The organism is Burkholderia sp. AU30198, assembly GCF_020419825.1.
Taxonomy (GTDB): domain Bacteria; phylum Pseudomonadota; class Gammaproteobacteria; order Burkholderiales; family Burkholderiaceae; genus Burkholderia.
Map to the genome: position 1 here is coordinate 1 of NZ_JAIZSA010000020.1, position 19460 is coordinate 19460.

Annotated in this window: 18 protein-coding genes and 1 tRNA gene; 12 read left to right on the forward strand and 7 right to left on the reverse strand. The window is 67.1% G+C overall.

Going from position 1 to position 19460, the window contains the following annotated elements; all coding sequences use genetic code 11:
- The 3 genes from LGN19_RS32445 to LGN19_RS32455 all read left to right on the forward strand — a co-directional run.
- Window positions 1-215 (forward strand): AMP-binding enzyme (locus LGN19_RS32445; RefSeq protein ID WP_413227259.1); only part of this gene is annotated, 215 nt, incomplete at its 5' end.
- An 83-nt stretch (window positions 216-298) separates the two neighbouring features.
- Window positions 299-643: a DUF4212 domain-containing protein gene (locus tag LGN19_RS32450; protein WP_122945861.1), complete on the forward strand. Its 345-nt coding sequence runs from the start codon at window positions 299-301 to the stop codon at window positions 641-643.
- A 3-nt stretch (window positions 644-646) separates the two neighbouring features.
- Complete coding sequence (locus LGN19_RS32455; protein ID WP_122945860.1) at window positions 647-2662, forward strand: sodium:solute symporter family protein; 2016 nt, start codon at window positions 647-649, stop codon at window positions 2660-2662.
- Window positions 2663-2895: 233 nt separating this feature from the next.
- Here the strand turns inward: LGN19_RS32455 and LGN19_RS32460 are convergent.
- Window positions 2896-2986, reverse strand: a tRNA-Ser gene (locus LGN19_RS32460).
- Between the two features lie 186 nt (window positions 2987-3172).
- Between LGN19_RS32460 and LGN19_RS32465 the strand changes: the two genes are divergently transcribed.
- The 8 genes from LGN19_RS32465 (at window position 3173) to LGN19_RS32500 (ending at window position 9996) form a co-directional block, all read left to right on the forward strand.
- Window positions 3173-3802 (forward strand): LysE family translocator, encoded by a 630-nt coding sequence (locus LGN19_RS32465; protein ID WP_175222687.1) that lies wholly within the window; start codon window positions 3173-3175, stop codon window positions 3800-3802.
- A 45-nt stretch (window positions 3803-3847) separates the two neighbouring features.
- On the forward strand, window positions 3848-4264 hold the full coding sequence (locus tag LGN19_RS32470) for a hypothetical protein (RefSeq protein ID WP_175222686.1): 417 nt from the start codon (window positions 3848-3850) through the stop codon (window positions 4262-4264).
- A gap of 353 nt (window positions 4265-4617) precedes the next feature.
- Complete coding sequence (locus LGN19_RS32475; protein ID WP_122945857.1) at window positions 4618-5721, forward strand: toxic anion resistance protein; 1104 nt, start codon at window positions 4618-4620, stop codon at window positions 5719-5721.
- 20 nt (window positions 5722-5741) lie between these two features.
- The gene (locus LGN19_RS32480; RefSeq protein ID WP_226219347.1) at window positions 5742-6488 is read left to right on the forward strand and encodes a VWA domain-containing protein; all 747 of its coding nucleotides are present in this window, start codon (window positions 5742-5744) and stop codon (window positions 6486-6488) included.
- A gap of 44 nt (window positions 6489-6532) precedes the next feature.
- The gene (locus LGN19_RS32485) at window positions 6533-7549 is read left to right on the forward strand and encodes a DUF475 domain-containing protein (protein WP_122945855.1); all 1017 of its coding nucleotides are present in this window, start codon (window positions 6533-6535) and stop codon (window positions 7547-7549) included.
- A 100-nt stretch (window positions 7550-7649) separates the two neighbouring features.
- Entirely contained in the window at window positions 7650-8306 is a 657-nt protein-coding gene (locus LGN19_RS32490) for a TerD family protein (RefSeq protein ID WP_089425818.1), read from the forward strand.
- A gap of 51 nt (window positions 8307-8357) precedes the next feature.
- On the forward strand, window positions 8358-9233 hold the full coding sequence (locus LGN19_RS32495; RefSeq protein ID WP_226219349.1) for a hypothetical protein: 876 nt from the start codon (window positions 8358-8360) through the stop codon (window positions 9231-9233).
- 142 nt (window positions 9234-9375) lie between these two features.
- Window positions 9376-9996 (forward strand): HAD family hydrolase, encoded by a 621-nt coding sequence (locus LGN19_RS32500; protein WP_122945852.1) that lies wholly within the window; start codon window positions 9376-9378, stop codon window positions 9994-9996.
- A 48-nt stretch (window positions 9997-10044) separates the two neighbouring features.
- Here the strand turns inward: LGN19_RS32500 and LGN19_RS32505 are convergent, their stop codons facing one another.
- Window positions 10045-11154, reverse strand: coding sequence for a fatty acid desaturase (locus LGN19_RS32505; protein ID WP_226219351.1), 1110 nt, complete (start codon window positions 11152-11154; stop codon window positions 10045-10047).
- A gap of 205 nt (window positions 11155-11359) precedes the next feature.
- On the opposite strand from LGN19_RS32505, the gene LGN19_RS32510 reads away from it, so the two are divergent.
- On the forward strand, window positions 11360-12397 hold the full coding sequence (locus LGN19_RS32510; protein WP_226219353.1) for an AraC family transcriptional regulator: 1038 nt from the start codon (window positions 11360-11362) through the stop codon (window positions 12395-12397).
- A gap of 48 nt (window positions 12398-12445) precedes the next feature.
- Here the strand turns inward: LGN19_RS32510 and LGN19_RS32515 are convergent, their stop codons facing one another.
- The 5 genes from LGN19_RS32515 to cysD form a co-directional block, all read right to left on the reverse strand.
- A complete protein-coding gene (locus LGN19_RS32515) occupies window positions 12446-13495 on the reverse strand; it encodes a lactonase family protein (RefSeq protein ID WP_226219355.1) in 1050 nt (349 codons plus the stop codon).
- The gene (locus tag LGN19_RS32520; RefSeq protein WP_226219357.1) at window positions 13482-14849 is read right to left on the reverse strand and encodes an MFS transporter; all 1368 of its coding nucleotides are present in this window, start codon (window positions 14847-14849) and stop codon (window positions 13482-13484) included. The genes LGN19_RS32515 and LGN19_RS32520 overlap by 14 nt, the downstream gene beginning before the upstream one ends.
- 306 nt (window positions 14850-15155) lie before the next feature.
- Window positions 15156-16343, reverse strand: coding sequence for a helix-turn-helix transcriptional regulator (locus LGN19_RS32525; RefSeq protein ID WP_226219359.1), 1188 nt, complete (start codon window positions 16341-16343; stop codon window positions 15156-15158).
- Window positions 16344-16472: 129 nt separating this feature from the next.
- Window positions 16473-18389 carry a sulfate adenylyltransferase subunit CysN gene (gene cysN / locus LGN19_RS32530; protein WP_226219360.1) on the reverse strand — a complete coding sequence of 639 codons (1917 nt, stop codon included), beginning with the start codon at window positions 18387-18389 and terminating at the stop codon, window positions 16473-16475.
- Window positions 18389-19369: a sulfate adenylyltransferase subunit CysD gene (gene cysD, locus LGN19_RS32535; RefSeq protein ID WP_226219362.1), complete on the reverse strand. Its 981-nt coding sequence runs from the start codon at window positions 19367-19369 to the stop codon at window positions 18389-18391. The genes cysN and cysD overlap by 1 nt, the downstream gene beginning before the upstream one ends.
- Window positions 19370-19460 lie beyond the last annotated feature (91 nt).

Sequence of the window (19460 nt, forward strand, 5' to 3'; positions counted from 1 at the left end):
CGCTGGCGAAGACGCTGCGCGACTGGGTCGGCAAGCAGATCGGGCCGATCGCGAAGCCGAAGGACATCCGCTTCGGCGACAACCTGCCGAAGACGCGCTCGGGCAAGATCATGCGGCGCCTGCTGCGCTCGCTCGCGAAGGGCGAAGCGATCACCCAGGACACGTCCACGCTCGAGAATCCGGCCATCCTCGAACAGCTCACCGAAGTGCGCTGATCGTACCGGTTGCGCATCACGCGCACGAGCCCCTGCGCGGCAATCCCGATTGCCCGCGCAGGGGCTTTTTGTTACATAACGGCATGACCGCTCCGACCCGTTCCGCGCCTGCCGCGCCACCGCCCGTTCCCGAACCGCTCGCGCGTGCCCATGCGCGCTACTGGCGCTTCAACGTCGCGCTGATCGCGGTGCTGATGGTGATCGGCTTTTCGGTGTCGTTCATCGTGCCGTTCTTCGCACCCGCGCTCGCGGGTATCCGCTTCGCCGGGTTCAGCCTGCCGTTCTATGTCGGCGCGCAGGGCGCGATTCTCGTGTATCTCGTGCTGATCGTCGTCTACATCGGGCTGATGCAACGCGCGGACCGGACGCTGCGCCGTGCATACGACGACCATGCGGCGCTGGCCGGCAACGCACGCGGCGGGCGCTGACTCATGCTGACGCATCGACTGATTCGCGCGTATGCGCTCTACACGCTGGGGTTTCTCGGGTTCGTGCTGCTGATGTGGCGGATCGAGCGCGCCACCGGCTCCGGCGTCTGGATCGGCTATGTGTTCCTGTTCGTGCCGATCGCCGTGTATGCGGTGATCGGGCTGCTGTCGCGCACGTCCGATCTCGTCGAGTACTACGTGGCCGGGCGGCGCGTGCCGTCCGCGTTCAACGGGATGGCGACGGCGGCCGACTGGCTGTCGGCCGCGTCGTTCATCGGCCTGGCCGGATCGCTCTATGCCACCGGCTACGACGCGCTCGCGTACGTGATGGGCTGGACGGGCGGGTTCTGCCTCGTCGCGTTCCTGCTCGCGCCTTATGTGCGCAAGCTGGCGCGCTACACGATTCCCGATTTTCTCGGGACGCGCTTTTCGAGTACGGCCGTGCGCGCGCTGGCGGCCGGCGCCGCGATCCTGTGTTCGTTCGTGTACCTGGTCGCGCAGATCCAGGGGATCGGCCTGATCGCGACACGCTTCATCGGCGTCGATTTCGCGATCGGAATTTTCTGCGGGCTCGCGGGCATTCTCGTGTGCTCGTTTCTCGGCGGGATGCGCGCGGTCACGTGGACGCAGGTCGCGCAGTACATCATCCTGATCAGCGCGATCCTGATTCCGGTGTCGCTGATCGCAATGAAGAACGGGCTCGGCCCCGTGCCGCAGTTCAATTACGGCAAGCTGATGGAGCGGGTCGCGGCGCGCGAGGCGCAGGTGCGCGATGCGTCCGACGAACAGCAGGTGCGCGACGCGTATCGCCGGCAAGCCGCGGATATCCAGACGCGGCTCGACCGGCTGCCGGCATCCTATGCGGACGCACGCCGGCACCTCGCCGACCAGCTTGCCGACCTGCGGCGCCACAACGGGCCGCTGCGCGAGATCAGCCAGCGCGAGCGCGAGCTGGCCGACTTCCCGCGCGATCCGGCGGCGGCGCGCGTCGCGTGGACGCAGGCGCGTGACGACCTGCTGGCCCGGGCCGAGCCGCCCGTGCCGATGCACGAGCCGTTTCCCGCCGCGAGCGACGACGAACGCAAGCCGCGCGAGCGGAATTTCCTCGCGCTGCTGCTGTGCCTGTCGCTCGGCACCGCGAGCCTGCCGCACATCCTGACGCGCTACAACACGACCACGTCGGTTGCGTCGGCACGGCGTTCGGTCGGGTGGACCTTGTTCTTCATCGCGCTGTTCTACCTGAGCGTGCCGGTGCTCGCGGTGCTGATCAAGTACGAGATCCTCTCGAACCTCGTCGGGCGGCCGTTCGCCGAATTGCCGGCGTGGGTCACGCAATGGCATCACTTCGAACCCGACCTGATCAGTGTCGTCGAGGTGATTCGCGACGGCATCGTGCACTGGTCGGAAATCCAGATGCAGCCGGACATGGTCGTGCTGGCCGCGCCGGAGATCGCCGGGCTGCCGTATGTCGTGTCGGGGCTGATCGCGGCCGGTGCGCTGGCCGCGGCGCTGTCGACCGCGGACGGGCTGCTGCTGACGATCGCGAACGCGCTGTCGCATGACGTCTATTACTGCATGGTCGCGCCCGACGCGTCGAGCCAGCGGCGCGTGACGATCTCGAAGGTGCTGCTGCTCGGCGTCGCGCTGTTCGCGTCGTATGTCGCGTCGCTCAATACGGGGAAGATCCTGTTTCTGGTCGGCGCCGCGTTCTCGCTGGCGGCCTCGAGTTTCTTTCCGGTACTCGTGCTCGGTGTGTTCTGGAAGCGCACGACGACGCGCGGTGCGATCGCGGGGATGGTGACGGGGTTGGCGGTGTGCGTGTACTACATCGTGTCGACCTATCCGTACTTCACGCAGCTGACGGGGTTCGCGGGGCGCACGTGGTTCGGGATCGAGCCGATCAGTTCGGGGGTCTTCGGGGTGCCGGCGGGGTTTGCGGTGGCGATCGTGGTGAGTCTGTTTGATCGAAAGCCGGATGAATATACACTGGCGCTGGTGGATTACATACGGCATCCGTGACGCGGGAGGCGCGGGCGGAGGCGGGGCGTGGCGGCAAGGTAAAAAGAAAAGCCCCTTGATCCAGGGGATCAAGGGGCTTCATGCATTCTGGCGGAGAGAGGGGGATTCGCCCACACGAGCGCGGGCCGCGGATTCGCTTGCAAGCGAATCCCTTCGAATCCCCCGCGCAAGCCGAACTGTCGGCTTGCTTCTCTCCGGAAACGAAAATGCCCGCTGGCGCGGGCATTGAATTCTGGCGGAGAGAGGGGGATTCGAACCCCCGATAGGCGATTAACCTATACACGCTTTCCAGGCGTGCGACTTAAACCACTCATCCATCTCTCCGGAAGACCGAGAGTATAGCAAACTCTGGCGGCAGTCCGCCACTCCGTCCGACGATCCATGCAAATCGGACGGGTTGCGAGGTCGGCGGCCCGCCAGACAACCGTCGAGCGTGCGGTCGCGCGATCGTGCGATCATGCCCCGTCCGCCTGCATTTTCCAGCCCTTCGTTCAAAGGAAACGCCACGCCATGTCGCCGTCCGCCTTGCTCGCCTTTGCCCTGATCCTGTCCGTCGGCGTCGCGACGCCCGGCCCGACGGTGTTGCTCGCGATGAGCAACGGCTCGCGGTACGGATTGCGTCACGCGATGGTCGGCATGCTCGGCGCCGTCACGGCCGACGTCGTGATGGTCGCGCTGGTCGGGCTGGGTCTCGGGATGCTGCTCGACGCGTCGGAAACGGCATTTGTCACGCTGAAGCTGGCCGGCGCCGCGTGGCTGGCCTATGTCGGCGTGCGGATGCTGCTGTCTGCCGGCGGCCCTGCTGCCGCGCAGGCGCTCGAGCACGCGACGCCCGATCGCCGGACCGCGTTCCTGAAAAGCTTCTTCGTCGCGATGAGCAACCCGAAGTACTACCTGTTCATGTCCGCGCTGCTGCCGCAGTTCGTCGACCGGTCGCACGCGATCGCGCCGCAGTACGCGATCCTCGCGGCGACGATCGTCGCGATCGACGTCGCCGGGATGACCGGCTACGCACTGCTCGGCGTGCATTCGGTGCGCGTGTGGAAGGCGGCCGGGGAGAAGTGGCTGAACCGCGTCAGCGGGTCGCTGCTGCTGATGCTCGCGGGGTACGTCGCGCTGTATCGCAAGGCTGCGAACTGACGCGGCGATGCATCGGGAACACGCCCCCCGCCGAGCGGCCCGGCGATGAAGCCGATCGAGCGCTTCACGCTCGAAACGCACGACGGTCCGTACGAAACGTGGCCGTCGCGCACCCAGGTGCGCGTGAACGGCGCACGTTCCGGCCTCACCGTTTCCGGCTATGTGCTGCTCCGCCAGTTCGAGACGCCGGACGCGTATCTGCTCGTCACTGACTACGACTGCCCGTTCGAGGAGGCCGTCACGTTCACGCTCGTGTCGAAGGATCCATTCAAGGCGCTCGCGCAGCGCACGGTCGGCGCGATGTATGCGTCGTGCCATCTGGACGACATCACGTGGACCGACGACCGGCATTTCAGCGCGACGTTCATGGGGATCGACGGACGCTGGGATTTCACGATTCGTGACCGATCCGTGCCGTTCATCGTGCCTCGGCTCGGCATGAGTCGCGTGCAGGAACGCTAACGCGGAATCGGCGCTCGCGGACGTCTCGTCCGCGCATGCGCACCGCTCGACACCCGCTAAAACAGCCGGTTTCATTTCTCTTTCGCATTGATCAGACGTGTAAGTTTGGCGGTGTCCAAATCTTGCGCAACCAACGCGCATCGCGGCAGGAACGGCGACGGGCGGGCATCGCATCCACCTGCCACATTACAAAATGAATGGTAATTGAAAGAATTCCTTCCCTTGACGCAAGGCGCTCGAGCCATTTATTGTCCGTCTGCCGACCGTGAGAGAGCACGACGGCAATCGCGGATGCGCGCCTCGCGCGCATGACAACACGCAGCAGAAAGCAGAAAAGGAAACGTGGTAGCCACATGAAGCCGCTATTCGATGACAAGAACTCCGATGCGGTCAGCGATCGTCCTTCCACCCCGTCTTCGTCACCCGTCGCAGTGCCTGTTGCCGCTGTCGCCGCCGCCGTTGCCGTGCCGGCAGCACGCCCGGTGGAGAACGTCCGCCTGATCACCGTCGACGAGATCGACCAGCTCGGCGCGACGCAGGGCACGCGGATCGCCGCCTTCTCCCAGCAGATTCTCGCGAGTGTCCGCGCGTCGGATGCCGACCAGTTCGGCGACAAGCTCAACGAACTGATCGCGACCGCGAAGGGGCTCGACCCGCGCGGCGCCGACAAGGGCGGGCTGCTCACGCAGGTCACGCGGCTGTTCCGCTCGACCAAGGAGAAGCTGCTGTCGCAATACGAGTCGGTGAGCAAGCGGATGGACACGCTCGTCGTCGAGCTCGAGAACCATGCGCAGCGCCAGAAGGCCGGCATCGACGAACTCGAGCGGATGTACAACGACAACTACGCGCTGCACCAGGAGCTCGCGCAGTCGAAGGCGCATGGCGAAACGGCGCTCGCAACGCTGCGCGCGCATCTCGCGGCCGGCCAGCAGCCGGCGGACGACGCGTTCGCCGCACAACGCCTGCTCGACGTGAAGCGCAAGGTCGACGCGCTCGAAAGCAAGCTCGACGACCTCGACCGCGCGATGCTGATGTCGAAGCAGCTCGCGCCGCAGATCCGGATGGAGCAGGACCAGAAGCGCACGCTGACGTCGAAGTTCATGACGATCAAGACCGTGCTGATCCCCGCTTGGACCAACGCATTCGCGCTCTACCTCGAGCAGCTCAGCACGAAGCGCGCGGCGGCGCTCGCGAACGCGACGTATGACGCGGCCGACGAGGCGATCCGCGCGCAGGCCGACCTGAACCGCCAGAACGCGCAGGAAGTTGCGAAGCTCGGCCAGCGCCCGGTGATCTCGACCGACACGTTCGAATACGCGCAGCAGCAGCTGTTCGGCGCGTTCGACGACGTCACGCAGATCATCGCCGACGGCAAGCGCCAGCGCGAGCAGGACGCGCCGCGCTTGCGCCAGCTCGAACAGGACCTGATCACCCGATTCGCTCCGAAGCACAACTGAGAGAACTGAGAGAACACCGCATGATTACGCTTGAGAAACGCGCGGCGAAGGTCGCGATCGTCCTCGAAAAACGCCAGATCCTGAAGCCGCCCGTCGTGCGCGTCGGCGCGGCGCTCGACATCTCCGGCTCCGCGAAGCCGCTGTACCAGTCGGGCGTGATCCAGGACACGCACGACCGGATTCTCGGCATCGCACTGAAGTTCGACGACAACGGCGAAGTCGACACGTGGACCTTCACCGAAGGCTACGATCGCCTGCCGACCGCGACGCCGGACAACTACGGCTCGTACATCTCCGATTACGTGCTCGAAGCGCGGATCGACAAGTGGGGCGGCACGCAGTACGCGCCGGTGATGAATGACATCGTCGATTTCTTCTTCCGCGCGCCGGAGCCGTCGCCGAAGCGCGAAGAGAAGCGGGGCTTCCTGAGCCGGCTGTTCGGCGGTGCGGACGACACGCCCGCACCGGCCGTGTCCGCACCGGTGAACGGTCATCTGCCCGCATGGGTGCTGTTCGTCACCGACGGCCAGAACCCGAAGAACGACCGCAAGCGCGTGCGCCAGCTGCTGGCCGAGTCGCAGCACTACCCGCTGTACTGGTCGCTCGTCGGTGTCGGCGATCCGAGCGAATTCGGCTTCCTCGCGGAAGTCGCGGACGAGATGCCGAACGTCGGCTTCCTGCATCTCGAATCGCTCGACGTCAGCGACGAGCAGATCTACGAACAACTGATCACGCAGGAATTCTGCGACTGGGTGCGCGCGAAGTAAGCGCGGCCCGCACGCCTTTTATCCAGAACTCGAATACCCCCATCATGTTGAAAGACTTCAAGATCCCGCTGTCGCTTACGGTGCTGGCGCTGGTTGCGGCCTATCTCCTCGGCGGCGTGAAGGACATGCTGATCGTCGCGGTCCTGTCGGTGCTCGAAATCTCGCTGTCGCTCGACAACGCGGTCGTCAACGCATCGGTGCTCAAGAACTGGTCGGAGAAGTGGCGCAACCGCTTCATGGTGTTCGGCCTGCCGGTCGCCGTGTTCGGCATGCGCCTCGTGTTCCCGCTGCTGATCGTCGCGGTGATCGGCCACATCGGCATGTGGGACGCGCTGACGCTCGCGATCGAGTCGCCGGAGAAGTACGCGGCGATCCTCACGTCCGCGCATCACCAGGTATCCGCATTCGGCGGCGCATTCCTGCTGATGGTGTTCTTCAAGTTCATGCTCGACACCGAGAAGGACGAGCACTGGATCGGCTTCCTCGAAGGCCCGATGAGCCATCTCGGCCGCATCACGGCGCTGGAAGTGGCGCTGACGCTCGCGATCATCATCGTCGCGTCGCTCTACGTGCCGGCAGCCGAGCAGGTGGGCTTCCTGCTCGCGGGTGCGTTCGGCGTGATCAGCTTCGTGATCGCGCACGGCATCGGCGACCTGATCGGCGGCGAGGAGACGGGCACGCGCGTGGTGCGGGAAGGCGTCGCGGGTTTCATGTATCTCGAAGTGCTCGATTCGTCGTTCAGCTTCGACGGCGTGATCGGCGCGTTCGCACTGTCGAACAACATCTTCCTGATCGCGCTGGGCCTCGGCGTCGGCGCGGCCTATATCCGGGAGATGACGCTCGTGCTGCTGAAGAAGGGCACGCTCGCGCAGTACCGCTATCTCGAGCACGGCGCGTTCTGGGCGATCGGTGCGCTCGCAACGATCATGTTCCTCGGCGTGAAGTTCGAGGTGCCCGAGGTCATCACCGGCCTGGTCGGCGCGGCGATGATCGCGGCGGCCGTGTGGTCGTCGATCGTCGTGCAGCGCAAGGAAGACCGGACCGCCGTGGCGGGCGAGTGACCACGCGACACGCGCGGGTCGAAAACCATCAACGAGGGGCCGCGCAGGGCGGCCCGGCATTGCCGCCGGCGCAACGGCGGTTCCAGCAGAAGAGGTTCAGATGATCAATTTGTCGAAAGGCGGTCGCGTCAACCTGTCGAAGGAAGCGCCCGGCACGCAGAAGTTCCGCATCGGTCTCGGTTGGGATGCGAACGCGACGGACACGGGGACGGATTTCGATCTCGACGTGTCGGTGTTCCTGTGCAAGTACGACGCGCAGAGCAATCCGAAGCTGATCTCGGATCAGCACTTCGTGTTCTACAACAGCGAAGTGCGCACGATGGAGCGCAAGGACACCTTCATCCAGCCGGGCGACGATTTCCCGAAGCGCGGGATGCCCGCGTCGAAGTGCCTGGGCGTCGTGCATAGCGGCGACAACCGCACGGGCAGCGGCGATGGCGACGACGAGGTGATCTTCATCGACATGACGAAGCTTGCCGCGGACATCGAGGAAATCTCGGTGGTCGTGACGATCGACCAGGCCGAAGCGCGCCGCCAGAATTTCGGCCAGGTGCGCAACAGCTACATTCAGATCGCCGACGAGGTGTCGGGCGCGGTGATCGCGAAGTACGCGCTCGAGGAAGACTTCTCGATGGAGACGTCGGTGCAGGTCGGCAGCTTCTATCGCCGTGACGGCCACTTCATGTTCAAGGCGGTCGGCGCCGGCTACAACCGTGGCCTGGGCGACTTCGTGCGCGCGTACGGCGGCGCGGTCTGACTGGCAGCAGCCCGGCCGGCGGGATACCGCCGCGCCGGGCAGGAAGCAGCGATGACGAATCCGTCTGACGAGCCGCAACGGCTCGAGTTCGATACGACGCCCGAGCGCACGCCCGGGCGTCTTGCGTTCGACGCGCCACCCGCGGCCGCGACGCCGGTTGCGCGTGCGCCCGAGCGGCCGGCGCCGCAGGTGCTCGACTTCGGGCCGGCGCCCGCGTCCGGTAAGGCCGTGCGCACGGCGCCGGCCGAGGCGGTCGGTCGTGCGGTGTTCGGCGAATCGAACCATCTGCAGCTCGAAGCGTGCTTCCGCGCCGCGCAGGCCAGCTTCCCGAATCTCTACCCCGACTACGCGCCGCGCATCGAGCGACACATCCGGCAACTGGTACCGCTCAAGCTTGCGATGGTCGCGACGATCGGCGACGGTGCGCTGGAGACGGCGGGCAATCTCGTCGAAGCCGTCGCGGCAACGACGCGCGAATTCAACGAACTCGGCGCGGCCGACATGATGGCCGGCATGCTCGCGCAGGCGACGCGCAAGGCCGGCATGTTCGAACGCTGGTTCGGTGCGGCAGCGTCGGGCCATGTCGACTACCGTGCGGCGATCGGGGCGCTCAAGCAGTCGCTCGGCTTCTTCCCGCGCCGCACCGAGGAGCTCGCCGCGAAGGTCTGCCATGCGGAAGAGAACCTCGTGGTCGTGCTCGCGGCGCTGAGCGCGGTGTCGGACGTCGTGCGCGCACCGGACGATGCGGGTGTCGAGCGCACGCTGTTCGACCGCCGCAACATCGTCGGGCAGTCGGTGCAGCAGATCCGCATGCAACCCGCGCAATTGCGCGGGCTCGACGAGCGCGTGACCGATCTGCTGTCGCGCGCCGATCATCTGATGAACGTCGTGCTGCCAGCGGCATTGGCGGCACGGCCGCAGCGCTGAGCGCACGGCTCGGCGGGCACGAATGCGCGCGCTGCGGTGCGCGCATTCGCTGCGCAGGCCACGCCGCGTCACGCCATTTCACGTGCACTGGCGCGAGTCTGCTATCTTCCCGGGCATCTCATTGCTTTCCCGCCGATTCTCCATGACTGACCGCATCGTTGCCGCATTCGATTTCGACGGCACCATCACCACGACCGACAGCTTTCGCCATTTCGTCCGTTATGCGGTCGGCACGCCGCGCTTCGCGTGGGCCGGATTGCGTGCGCTGCCGTGGATCGTCGCGATGAAGGCCGGGCTGCTGTCGCGCGGCGACGCGAAGGCGAAGTTCGCGTCGTTCGCGTTCGGACCGGTGCGCGAGGACGCGCTCGATGCGCAGGCGCGCACGTTCGTCGACAGCTATCTGCCGCGCCTCGTGCGTCCGGAAATGCTCGACCGCATTCGCGAGCATCGCGCACGCGGGCACGAGGTCGTGCTGGTGAGCGCGTCGCCGTCGCTGTATCTGGAGAAGTGGGCGAAGACGGCCGGCTTCGACGCGGTACTCGCGACGCGGCTGGCGTTCGAGCGAGGCACCTTCGCCGGGCGGCTCGACGGCGAAAACTGCTGGGGGCCGCAGAAGGTCGTGCGGCTGCGCGGGTGGTGGGGCAACCGGCCGCCGAAGCAACTGTTCGCTTACGGCGACAGCCGTGGCGACAAGGAAATGGCCGAGCTCGCGAACTGGTCGTGGATCCGCGGGCAAGGGCCGATGCCGCCGATCGGCGGCTGAGTGAGCGGCTGACTACGCGGCTGAGTCGGCGGGCGCCGGAGGCCGGCGTTACGCGTCGGCCTGCGCGTGGCGCGTGCCGCGCGACGGGCGATACACGCCCCAGCGATTCGCCCGCGCGAACGTGCCGACGTCGTTGAAGCGCACGCCGACTTCACGCAGTGCCGCATGCGCGGTGCGCGCGGTCAGCTGGCGGATATAGAACGGGTCGCGCACCACGAAGTGATGGATCGCGTGCGTGCTGCCGAAATTGAAGCAGAACAGCTGGAACGGCAGCATCCACCACGGGTTGAGCACCTGGGTCTGCTGGATCACGTTGCGCGAATCGATGTCGCCGAAGTAGTGCATGTTCGAGCTGACGAAGTTGATGCAGAAGCTGCGCACGAAGTTCGGCCCGAGCCACACCACGGCCAGGAAATCGACGACGCTCATCGCGCGCTCGACGAGGGCCGGCACCGTCACCGGGTAGCCGAACGCATGCAGTGCGAACAGGCCGACGTGATAGACGATGAACGCGTGCCACAGCACGTAGTACACGTGACCGACCGGCATGTACGACGACACCTGCTCAACGCGCAACTGCAGGCGCTCGGACGGATCCTGCACCGGCTGCGCGGCCACATACTGCTTCACCTTGCGGCGCATCGCGGCCGGCCGCAGCACGACGGCGAGCATGCCGTCCGCGATCATCAGCAGGCGCTTCACGCCCCAGCGCTCGCCGTTGGTGATGCCGAATTCCTCGAGATCCGATTCGCCGCCCGACACCTTGTGATGATGCAGGTGCATGCGCCGCCGCGTCCACGGGTTGATCGTGCCGGGCCGCGTGAGCCAGCACAGCGCCATCATCAGGTGATAGGCCCACGGCGTCTTCTTGAAGTACATCAGGTGGATCAGGTCGTGCTCGAGCTCGTGGATCAGCGACGTGACGAACGCGGCGAGCGGCAGCGCGACGTACCATGCGATCGCGCCGCGCGCATACAGCCAGGCGATCGCGAGCATCGCGCTCACCGAGACGGCCATCACGGTCGCGCCGACGAGGTTCTGGTTGTCGAGCAGCGGAATGCGCGCGCGGATTGCGTCGCTCGCGGCGTTGACCTCGCGGCGGACGTACGCGACCTTGTCCGCGTCGTTGCGAAAGGCGGTTCGTGCGGGTTGGCTCATCGACCGGGATTCCTGCGGAAAGGGTGGGGCGCAATGCCGATGTGACAAGCATAGGCGCGCGCCGGACCGCACGCGAGGGCCGCCGGTGCCAATGGCGGTGTCATTTCGGGCCACGATGGCCGGCCGGCGAGGCTAGAGTCCCGCCCCGGTGTCATTGCGGGCCAGCAACGCTACAATCCGCCGAAACCGCTCCGGAGTCCGCCGCATGGTCCTGTCCGTCCCGGATGCCGCGCGCCAGCTGAACAAGGCGACGGTGTCGTCCGCGTATGCGCTGTTCATGCTGATGCTGGCAGAGGAGCGCGGCATCGACGGCGGCCGCATTCTGGCCGGCTCGGGCGTCGAGCGCGACCGGCTCGCGCAGCCCGATGCGCGTATCACGCCGCTGCAACAGGCGGCGATCGTATTCAACCTGCTCGACGCGACGGACGACCCGTCGATCGCGATCGAGATCGGCCTGCGCAGCAGCCTGACGAAAGCGGGACTGATCGGCTTCGGGCTGATGAGCTGCGCGACGCTCGGCGAGGCGATTTCGCTCGGCATCCGCTACCTGCCGACACGCGTGCCGTTCTTCTCGGTGCGGCTCGCGCAGCTCGACGGAATCGTCGACATCGACGTGCTCGAAGCGTTTCCGCTCGGCCGGCTGCGTCAGTTCGCGGTCGAGAACTTCCTGGTAGAGACGGCGATCCTGTTCAATTCGCTGCTGTATCCGGTGCCGGGGCGCACGCTGCAGTCGCGTGCCGAACTCCATTTCGAATGGCCCGAACCGCCGTGGTTCGAGCGTTATCGCGCGCGGCTGCCGCGCTGCCATTTCGACGCGAGCACGAACCGTATCCGCTGCGATGCCGCGCTGCTGGACGAACCGATCGGCACCGCGAACGCGCATACCGCGCAGATGATCGTGCAGCAGTGCGAGGCCGAACTTGCGCGGCTCGGCTATGCGGAAAGCATCGTCGAGCGCGTGCGCAACCTGCTGATCTGCGGCGAGGGCGGCTATCCGTCGGTCGACGACGTCGCGCGCGAACTGCATGTGTCGGCGCGTACGCTCAAGCGCAAGCTCGCCGAGTATGGCGCGACCTACTCGGCGCTGCTCGACGAGATCCGGCTGCGCGACGCGCTGCGGCTGCTCGAGGGGACACGGCTGCCGGTCGACGAGATCGCCGCGCGTGTCGGCTATACGGATCGCGCCAATTTCACGCGCGCGTTCAAGCGCTGGACGGGCGTCGCGCCGAGCGAGCGGCGCTGAACGCGGGCATGCACGGGCCTGCCGAGGCATGCGCCGCGTGTCACTGCTTCAGACGATCGCGACCCAGTTCGCACCGCGCCCGCCGGCCACGCGCGCGCGCGGCGACAGCGCGCCGTCGTCCGGCGCGATCGCGTACACCGACACGTATTCCGACTGTTCGCCGCAGGCGACGAGCCAGCGCCCCGACGGGTCGATCGCGAACCCGCGCGGCTGCGTCTCGGTGGCGGTCGCGTGCGCGGGTTCGAACGTGCCGTCTTCGGTGCGGCGATAGCAGAGCAGGCGGCTCGACGTGCGTTCGCTGACATAGGCGAAACGCTCGTCGGGCGTCAGGTGCAGGTCGGCGGCCCAGACTGATGGCTCGACGGGCGCGGGCGGCCGTGCATGACCTTGCGCGAGTTCGGCGACGGCCGGATGGCGTGCGCTCACGTGTGCGTCGCTGAGCCGGCCGGTGTCGGGATCGCGCGCGAACGTCGCGAGCGTGGCCTGGAATTCGCTGACGACGACGAGCGCACGGCCGTCATCCGCGAACTGCAGGTGACGCGGGCCGAACCCGGCCGGCACGCGCGTTTCGCCGTGTTCGAGCGCGCGCAGGCCGGCCGCGTCCTCGACGAGCGCAAAGCTGAACACGCGATCCGAGCCGAGCGAACTGACGTACGCGAAACGGTTGTCCGGCGACACGATTACCGAGTGCGCGTTCGCGATGCCGCCGGCGACCTGCAGCGGCGTGCCGTCGCCGTCGCGCACGCGCGCGGCGTCGTAGAGGCTCAGCGAATTCCCGCCATACGACGCGCCGAGCAGCCAGCGGCCGCTGCGGTCGAGCGACAGGTACGCGTGGCTCGCGTCAATCGCGGTCGCGCCGATGCGCACGAGCGCACCGGTGGCCGGTACGACGCGGAACGCGACGATCGTCGGCTGTTCGCCGCGCGTCGCGACGTAAAGCCGCGCGCGGTCGGCCTGCACGGCGATCGGCATCGCGACGTCGGCTGCGTGATAGCGGGCGAGCGGCGCGAGCGTGCCGTCGCCGGCGAGGGAGAACGTGGCGAGATCGCCGTCTGCGGCATTCGAGACGACGACGGTCAGGCGGTCAGTGTTCGGCATGGCGGAGCATCGAAGCGTTCGTGAAGGAGTCGTCGGCCGGCAGGCCGCGCGGCGGATCGCTGCGCCGGTGCGTGCGCGCGAACAGCGCGGCGACCGCGGCGACGAGCGATGCGATCGCGAGCGCATACAGCCCGCCCGTGATCGACCCCGTATGTTGCTTCAGATAGCCGAAGGCCGTCGGTGCAACGAAGCCGCCGAGGTTGCCGACCGAGTTGATCAGTGCGATCACGGCCGCGGCCACGCGCGTGTCGAGATAGCCCTGCGGGATCGGCCAGAACAGCGACGACGCGGCCTTGAAGCCGAGCGCGGCGAAGCAGATCGACGCGAACGACCATACCGGATCGTGCGAGGTCGACGCGAACAGCCCGCATGCGGCGAGCACGAGCGCGCACGCAAGCCAGCGCTGCGGATGCTTCCACTTCGACGACAGCACCGCGAAGCCGTACATCGCGCCGATCGCGATCATCCACGGAATCGTGTTGTACAGGCCGACCTGGAAATCGGTGAGGCCGCCCATCTTGCGGATGATCGTCGGCAGCCAGAACGTGGCCGCGTAGATCGTCAGCTGGATCGAGAAATACAGGAAGCAGAACAGCATGATCTGCGGATCGCGCAGCAGCGCGGTGGCGCGCACCGGTACGTTCGAGCGGACGTCGCGTGTCGCGCGCTCCTCGTCGAGCGCGTTCTGCAGCGCCGTGCGCTCTTCGGCCGTGAGCCAAGTGGCGTCGCGGATATGCGATTTCAGCAGCAGCCAGCTCGCGCCGCACAGCGCGACCGAGAACAATCCTTCGATCAGGAACATCCATTGCCAGCCTTCGAGGCCGAAACCGCGGATCGACAGCAGTGCGCCGGTGACGGGCCCGGACAGCACCGACGCGAATGCGGAGCCGCCGAGAAAGATCGCCATCGCCTTGCCGCGTTCCTGCGGCGGCAGCCATTGCGACAGGTACAGCACGACGCCGGGGAAGAAGCCGGCCTCGGCGACGCCGAGCAGGAAGCGCAATGCGTAGAACGACGTGTCGTTCCACACGAACGCCATCGCGGCCGCGACGATGCCCCATGTCGCCATGATCCGCGCCAGCCACACGCGTGCGCCGTAGCGCTGCATCAGCAGGTTCGACGGCACTTCGAACAGCGCGTAGCCGACGAAGAACAGCCCGGCGCCAAGGCCGTACGCGGCCGCGCCGATGCCGATCGACGCCTCGAGGTGACGATCGACGAAGCCGACGTTCACGCGGTCGATGTAATTCGCGATGAACATGATCAGCACGAGCGGCAGCACATGCCACTTCACTTTCGAGACGGCGGACGCGAGCGGGTCGCGTCCGGGCAGGGCGGGCGAGGGCGGGTTCAAGCGTGTCTCCGGTCGGGCGGCGACGGACGGGGTGGTGGCCCACGTCCGCGTCTGGGTGGCGGTCGGTGTAGTATGTCGTCGTATGACATGGTACGCCTGAGACACGATGAAGACGTCGCGGGTTTACCCGAAAAATGCCTAGATATTGGGGAATTTCATGAGATCGGTCGATTATTGTGTCATGTCTGATGACGTATGACGTGAAATGAGTTTGCGCCAATCGCCGGATACCCGGTCGCGACCCGTGCACGTGGTGCATCGACCGGGCAGCCTGCCCGGCGCCCGCCATCGCGGCCCTCGCGGCCGTTACGCCATCGACACGACGCTGTTGAGCAGCGTCTTCACGAGCACGGCCTGCCGCGTCGCGCCCGTTTTCGCGAAAATGCCGCGCAGGTGTGCGCGGGCGGTGTTCTTCGTGGTGCCCGTCGCGGCGGCCGCTTCGTCGAGCGTCAGCCCGTCGACGAGCAGCAGCGCGATTTCGGTTTCCATCGGCGTGAGCCGGAACAGCCGGTGCAGCATGTCGCGGGACGTCTGCGGCGACGATGCCGGATCACGGACGAACACCGCGACGGCCGGCCGGTGCTGGCGGTCCTCGGCGCCGCGGTAGGGCGCGAGCGGGCGCAGCAGCACGCTCAACGGCATTGCGCCGCCGGGGCGCGACAGCGTGGTGGCCTCGATGCGCGCGAGCGCGCCCGCGTGGAAATGCTCGAGCGCGGCCTGCAGCGCCTTCTGCAGCCGCCGCTCGTCGAGCGGGCACGATGCATGGAGCCGCTCCTGGCGCATGCACAGCCCGTCCTGCTGCTCGATCAGCCGCTCGGCGATGCGGTTGCGCTTGATCACGCGGCCGTCCTCGTCGACGATCGCAGTGCCGACATCGAGCCGGTCGACGGTGCCCGCGTACAGCGCGCGTTCGGCATCGAGCACGTCGAACGCCGCGTGCAGTTCGACTGCCCGCTGCAGGTGCGGCAGCAGCGTCGCGACCTGCGCGCGCTCGGCCGCGTCGAAATCTCGGCCGCCGTGCGCGCGGCTCACGAAGAACGCGCATTCGACGCCGCGTTCGCCGCGCAGGTTCGCGCCGAGGATGTAGCGCAGGTCGAGCGGCTGCAGGTACTGCCGGTAGAAATCGTGCGCGCGCCACGCGGTTTCGCCGAACAGCCGGTCGGCCGTGAAGACCTGGCCGGGCGGCTGGTCGAGAAACGGACACAGCGCGTAGAACTGCTCGCTGTACGACGGCTCGCCGGGCAGCAGCGGGCCCTGCGCCGACGCATTGATGATGAGCCCGTGCCGTGCGCTGCCCGGATTGCGCAGCACCAGGGTCGTGAAACTCGCGTCGAGCCGCGCGCGGACCGCTTCGAGGAAGCCGGCCCACGGGGTCGGCTCCGACGGGCCCTGATAGACGAGCCCGAGCCACGCGCTGAGTTCGCGCGCCGTCCACGCCGCGTCGTCGAAACCGTCGTGTGCGGCCGGATCGCCGGGCGCCAGCGCGATGGGCATGCTCGTGTTCTCCTGATCGGGATGAAGGATTCCCGGACCAGCATACCGGCCGGCTGGCCGCCCGCGTCACCCGAACGGAGTAGGCGACGCGGGCAGGCGGGCAACCGCCGGGCTGCCCGCTTGCGGTGCTTACGCCGCGCGCTCGCGCAGCAGGTACGCGACGATGCGGTCGGCCGCTTCTTCCGGCGACTCGGCCACCGTATCGACGCGCAGTTCGGGCTGCGCGGGCGGTTCGTACGGCGAATCGATGCCCGTGAAGTGCTTCAGCTCGCCGCGCCGCGCCTTCCTGTACAGCCCCTTCGGATCGCGCTCCTCGGCGACCGCGAGCGGCGTGTCGACGAACACCTCGACGAACTCGTCGGGGCCGACCATCGCACGCGCCATGTCGCGTTCCGCGCGGAACGGCGAGATGAACGACACGAGCGTGATGAGCCCAGCGTCGAGCATCAGCCGCGCGACTTCTGCGACGCGCCGGATGTTCTCCACGCGATCGGCCTCGGTGAAGCCGAGATCGCGATTGAGCCCGTGCCGCACGTTGTCGCCGTCGAGCAGGTACGTGTGCTTGCCGAGCGCGTGCAGCCGCTTCTCGACGAGGTTCGCGATCGTCGACTTGCCGGCGCCCGACAGCCCTGTCAGCCACACGATGCGCGGCGTCTGCGCCTTCTGCGCGGCGCGCGCGGCGCGGTCGACGTCGACAGCCTGCCAGTGCACGTTGTGCGCGCGGCGCAGCGCGAAGTGCAGCATCCCGGCGCCGACCGTATCGTTGGTGAAGCGGTCGATCACGATGAAGCCGCCCGTGTGGCGGTTGCGGTCGTACGGATCGAACGCGACGGGGCGGTCGAAGCTCAGGTTGCACACGCCGATCTCGTTGAGCGCGAGCGTGCGCGCCGCGAGATGCTCGCGCGTGTTCACGTCGATCTTGTACTTTGGCGTCGCGCAGGTCGCGCCGACCGTCTGCGTGCCGAGCTTCACGAGATACGGGCGGCCGGGCAGCAGCGGCTCGTCGTGCATCCACACGAGCGTCGCCTCGAACTGGTCGGCTACCTCGGGCGGCGCATCCGCGCGCGCGATCATGTCGCCGCGGCTGATGTCGATCTCGTCGGCGAGCGTGAGCGTCACCGCGTCGCCGGCGCGCGCGACGTCGCTTTCGCCACCTTGCGTGATCACCGACGCGACGCGGCTCTCCTTGCCGGACGGCAGCACGCGCACACGTTCGCCGACACGGATCTCGCCCGACGCGATGCTGCCCGCGTAGCCGCGGAAATTCAGGTGCGGGCGGTTGACCCACTGTACCGGCAGCCGGAACGGTTCGTCGCGCGTCACGCGCGCGGCGAGCGGCAGCGTGTCGAGATGCTGCATCAGCGTCGGGCCCGCGTACCACGGCATCCGCGCGCTCGGCGCGATCACGTTGTCGCCGCGCAGCGCCGACATCGGGATGCTGACGATTTCCGCCAGCCCGAGTTCGGCCGCGAACGCGCGGTAGTCGGCGTCGATGCGCTCGAACACGGCGCGGTCGTAGTCGACCAGGTCCATCTTGTTGATCGCGAGCACCACGCGCTTGATGCCGATCAGCGCGACGAGGTGGCTATGGCGGCGCGTCTGCGTGAGCACGCCCTTGCGCGCGTCGATCAGGATTACCGCGAGATCGGCGGTCGACGCGCCGGTGATCATGTTGCGCGTGTACTGCTCGTGGCCGGGCGTGTCGGCGACGATGAACTTGCGTCGCGCGGTCGCGAAGAAGCGGTACGCGACGTCGATCGTGATCCCTTGCTCGCGTTCGGCCGACAGGCCGTCGACGAGCAGCGCGAAATCGAGTTCGCCGCCCTGCGTGCCGACCTTCTTCGAATCGACTTCGAGCTGGGTCAACTGGTCGTCGAACAGCATGTTCGATTCGTAGAGCAGGCGACCGATCAGTGTGCTCTTGCCGTCGTCGACGCTGCCGCACGTGATGAAGCGCAGCAGATCCTGGGTTTGCGCATCGTCGTCGGCGAGCGCGGCGGAATGGGGGCGCGCGAGCGTGTCGGGCGCGGTGAGAACGTGTGCCATCAGAAATATCCCTCCTGTTTCTTCTTTTCCATCGAACCGGCCGAATCGCTGTCGATCAGTCGTCCTTGCCGTTCGGACGTGCGCGTCTCGCGCATCTCCTGCAGGATGTCGTCGAGCGACGTCGCGTCGCTGTCGATCGCGCCCGTCAGCGGATAGCAGCCGAGTGTGCGGAACCGTACCTTGCGCATCTGCGGCACTTCGCCTTCGCGCAGCGGCAGGCGTTCGTCGTCGACCATGATCAGCGCGCCGTCGCGTTCGACCACGGGCCGTTCCTTCGCGAAGTAGAGCGGCACGATCGGGATCTCGTGAAGCTGGATGTATTGCCAGATGTCGAGCTCGGTCCAGTTCGAGATCGGGAACACGCGCAGGCTTTCGCCCTTGCGCTTGCGTGCGTTGTACAGCGACCAGAGCTCGGGGCGCTGGCGCTTCGGGTCCCAGCGGTGCTGTTCCGAACGCAGCGACACGATGCGCTCCTTCGCGCGCGACTTTTCCTCGTCGCGGCGGGCGCCGCCGAACGCGGCGTCGAAGCCGTAGTGATCGAGCGCCTGCTTGAGCCCCTGCGTCTTCCACACGTCGGTGTGCACGGCCGAGCCGTGTGCGAACGGATTGATGTCGTTCGCGATGCCGTCGGGGTTGATGTGCACGCGCAGATCGAGGCCGAGGCGTGCGGCCGTCTCGTCGCGAAACGCGATCATCTCGCGGAATTTCCAGGTCGTATCGACGTGCAGCAGCGGAAAGGGCGGCTTCGCCGGGTAGAACGCCTTCATCGCGAGATGCAGCATGACCGAGCTGTCCTTGCCGATCGAATACAGCATCACCGGGTTCTCGCTCTCGGCGACCACCTCGCGCATGATGTGGATGCTTTCGGCCTCCAGCCGCTCCAAGTGGGTCAACATCGTTCGTCTCCTTGTTTCATGCCGGTGCCGCGCGACATGTGCGGCGTTTCGTGCATGACACCGACGGTATCGAGCGAGCGGCATGCCGCTCTTCGTCCGGGTGGACTAAACCGCGGCACGGCGGTGGAGCGGATCTTTCCTTAGTCCACCCGGACGAAGTGGCGCGCGGCGGCGG

Coding starts and splice junctions, on each gene's coding strand:
- LGN19_RS32500 (WP_122945852.1), top strand. CDS start 9,376: ATGACTGACCGCATCGTTGCCGCATTCGATTTCGACGGCACCATCACC.
- LGN19_RS32495 (WP_226219349.1), top strand. CDS start 8,358: ATGACGAATCCGTCTGACGAGCCGCAACGGCTCGAGTTCGATACGACG.
- LGN19_RS32470 (WP_175222686.1), top strand. CDS start 3,848: ATGAAGCCGATCGAGCGCTTCACGCTCGAAACGCACGACGGTCCGTAC.
- LGN19_RS32490 (WP_089425818.1), top strand. CDS start 7,650: ATGATCAATTTGTCGAAAGGCGGTCGCGTCAACCTGTCGAAGGAAGCG.
- LGN19_RS32515 (WP_226219355.1), bottom strand. CDS start 13,495: ATGCCGAACACTGACCGCCTGACCGTCGTCGTCTCGAATGCCGCAGAC.
- LGN19_RS32475 (WP_122945857.1), top strand. CDS start 4,618: ATGAAGCCGCTATTCGATGACAAGAACTCCGATGCGGTCAGCGATCGT.
- cysD (WP_226219362.1), bottom strand. CDS start 19,369: ATGCCGCTCGCTCGATACCGTCGGTGTCATGCACGAAACGCCGCACAT.
- LGN19_RS32450 (WP_122945861.1), top strand. CDS start 299: ATGACCGCTCCGACCCGTTCCGCGCCTGCCGCGCCACCGCCCGTTCCC.
- LGN19_RS32465 (WP_175222687.1), top strand. CDS start 3,173: ATGTCGCCGTCCGCCTTGCTCGCCTTTGCCCTGATCCTGTCCGTCGGC.
- cysN (WP_226219360.1), bottom strand. CDS start 18,389: ATGGCACACGTTCTCACCGCGCCCGACACGCTCGCGCGCCCCCATTCC.
- LGN19_RS32455 (WP_122945860.1), top strand. CDS start 647: ATGCTGACGCATCGACTGATTCGCGCGTATGCGCTCTACACGCTGGGG.
- LGN19_RS32525 (WP_226219359.1), bottom strand. CDS start 16,343: ATGCCCATCGCGCTGGCGCCCGGCGATCCGGCCGCACACGACGGTTTC.
- LGN19_RS32510 (WP_226219353.1), top strand. CDS start 11,360: ATGGTCCTGTCCGTCCCGGATGCCGCGCGCCAGCTGAACAAGGCGACG.
- LGN19_RS32505 (WP_226219351.1), bottom strand. CDS start 11,154: ATGAGCCAACCCGCACGAACCGCCTTTCGCAACGACGCGGACAAGGTC.
- LGN19_RS32480 (WP_226219347.1), top strand. CDS start 5,742: ATGATTACGCTTGAGAAACGCGCGGCGAAGGTCGCGATCGTCCTCGAA.
- LGN19_RS32485 (WP_122945855.1), top strand. CDS start 6,533: ATGTTGAAAGACTTCAAGATCCCGCTGTCGCTTACGGTGCTGGCGCTG.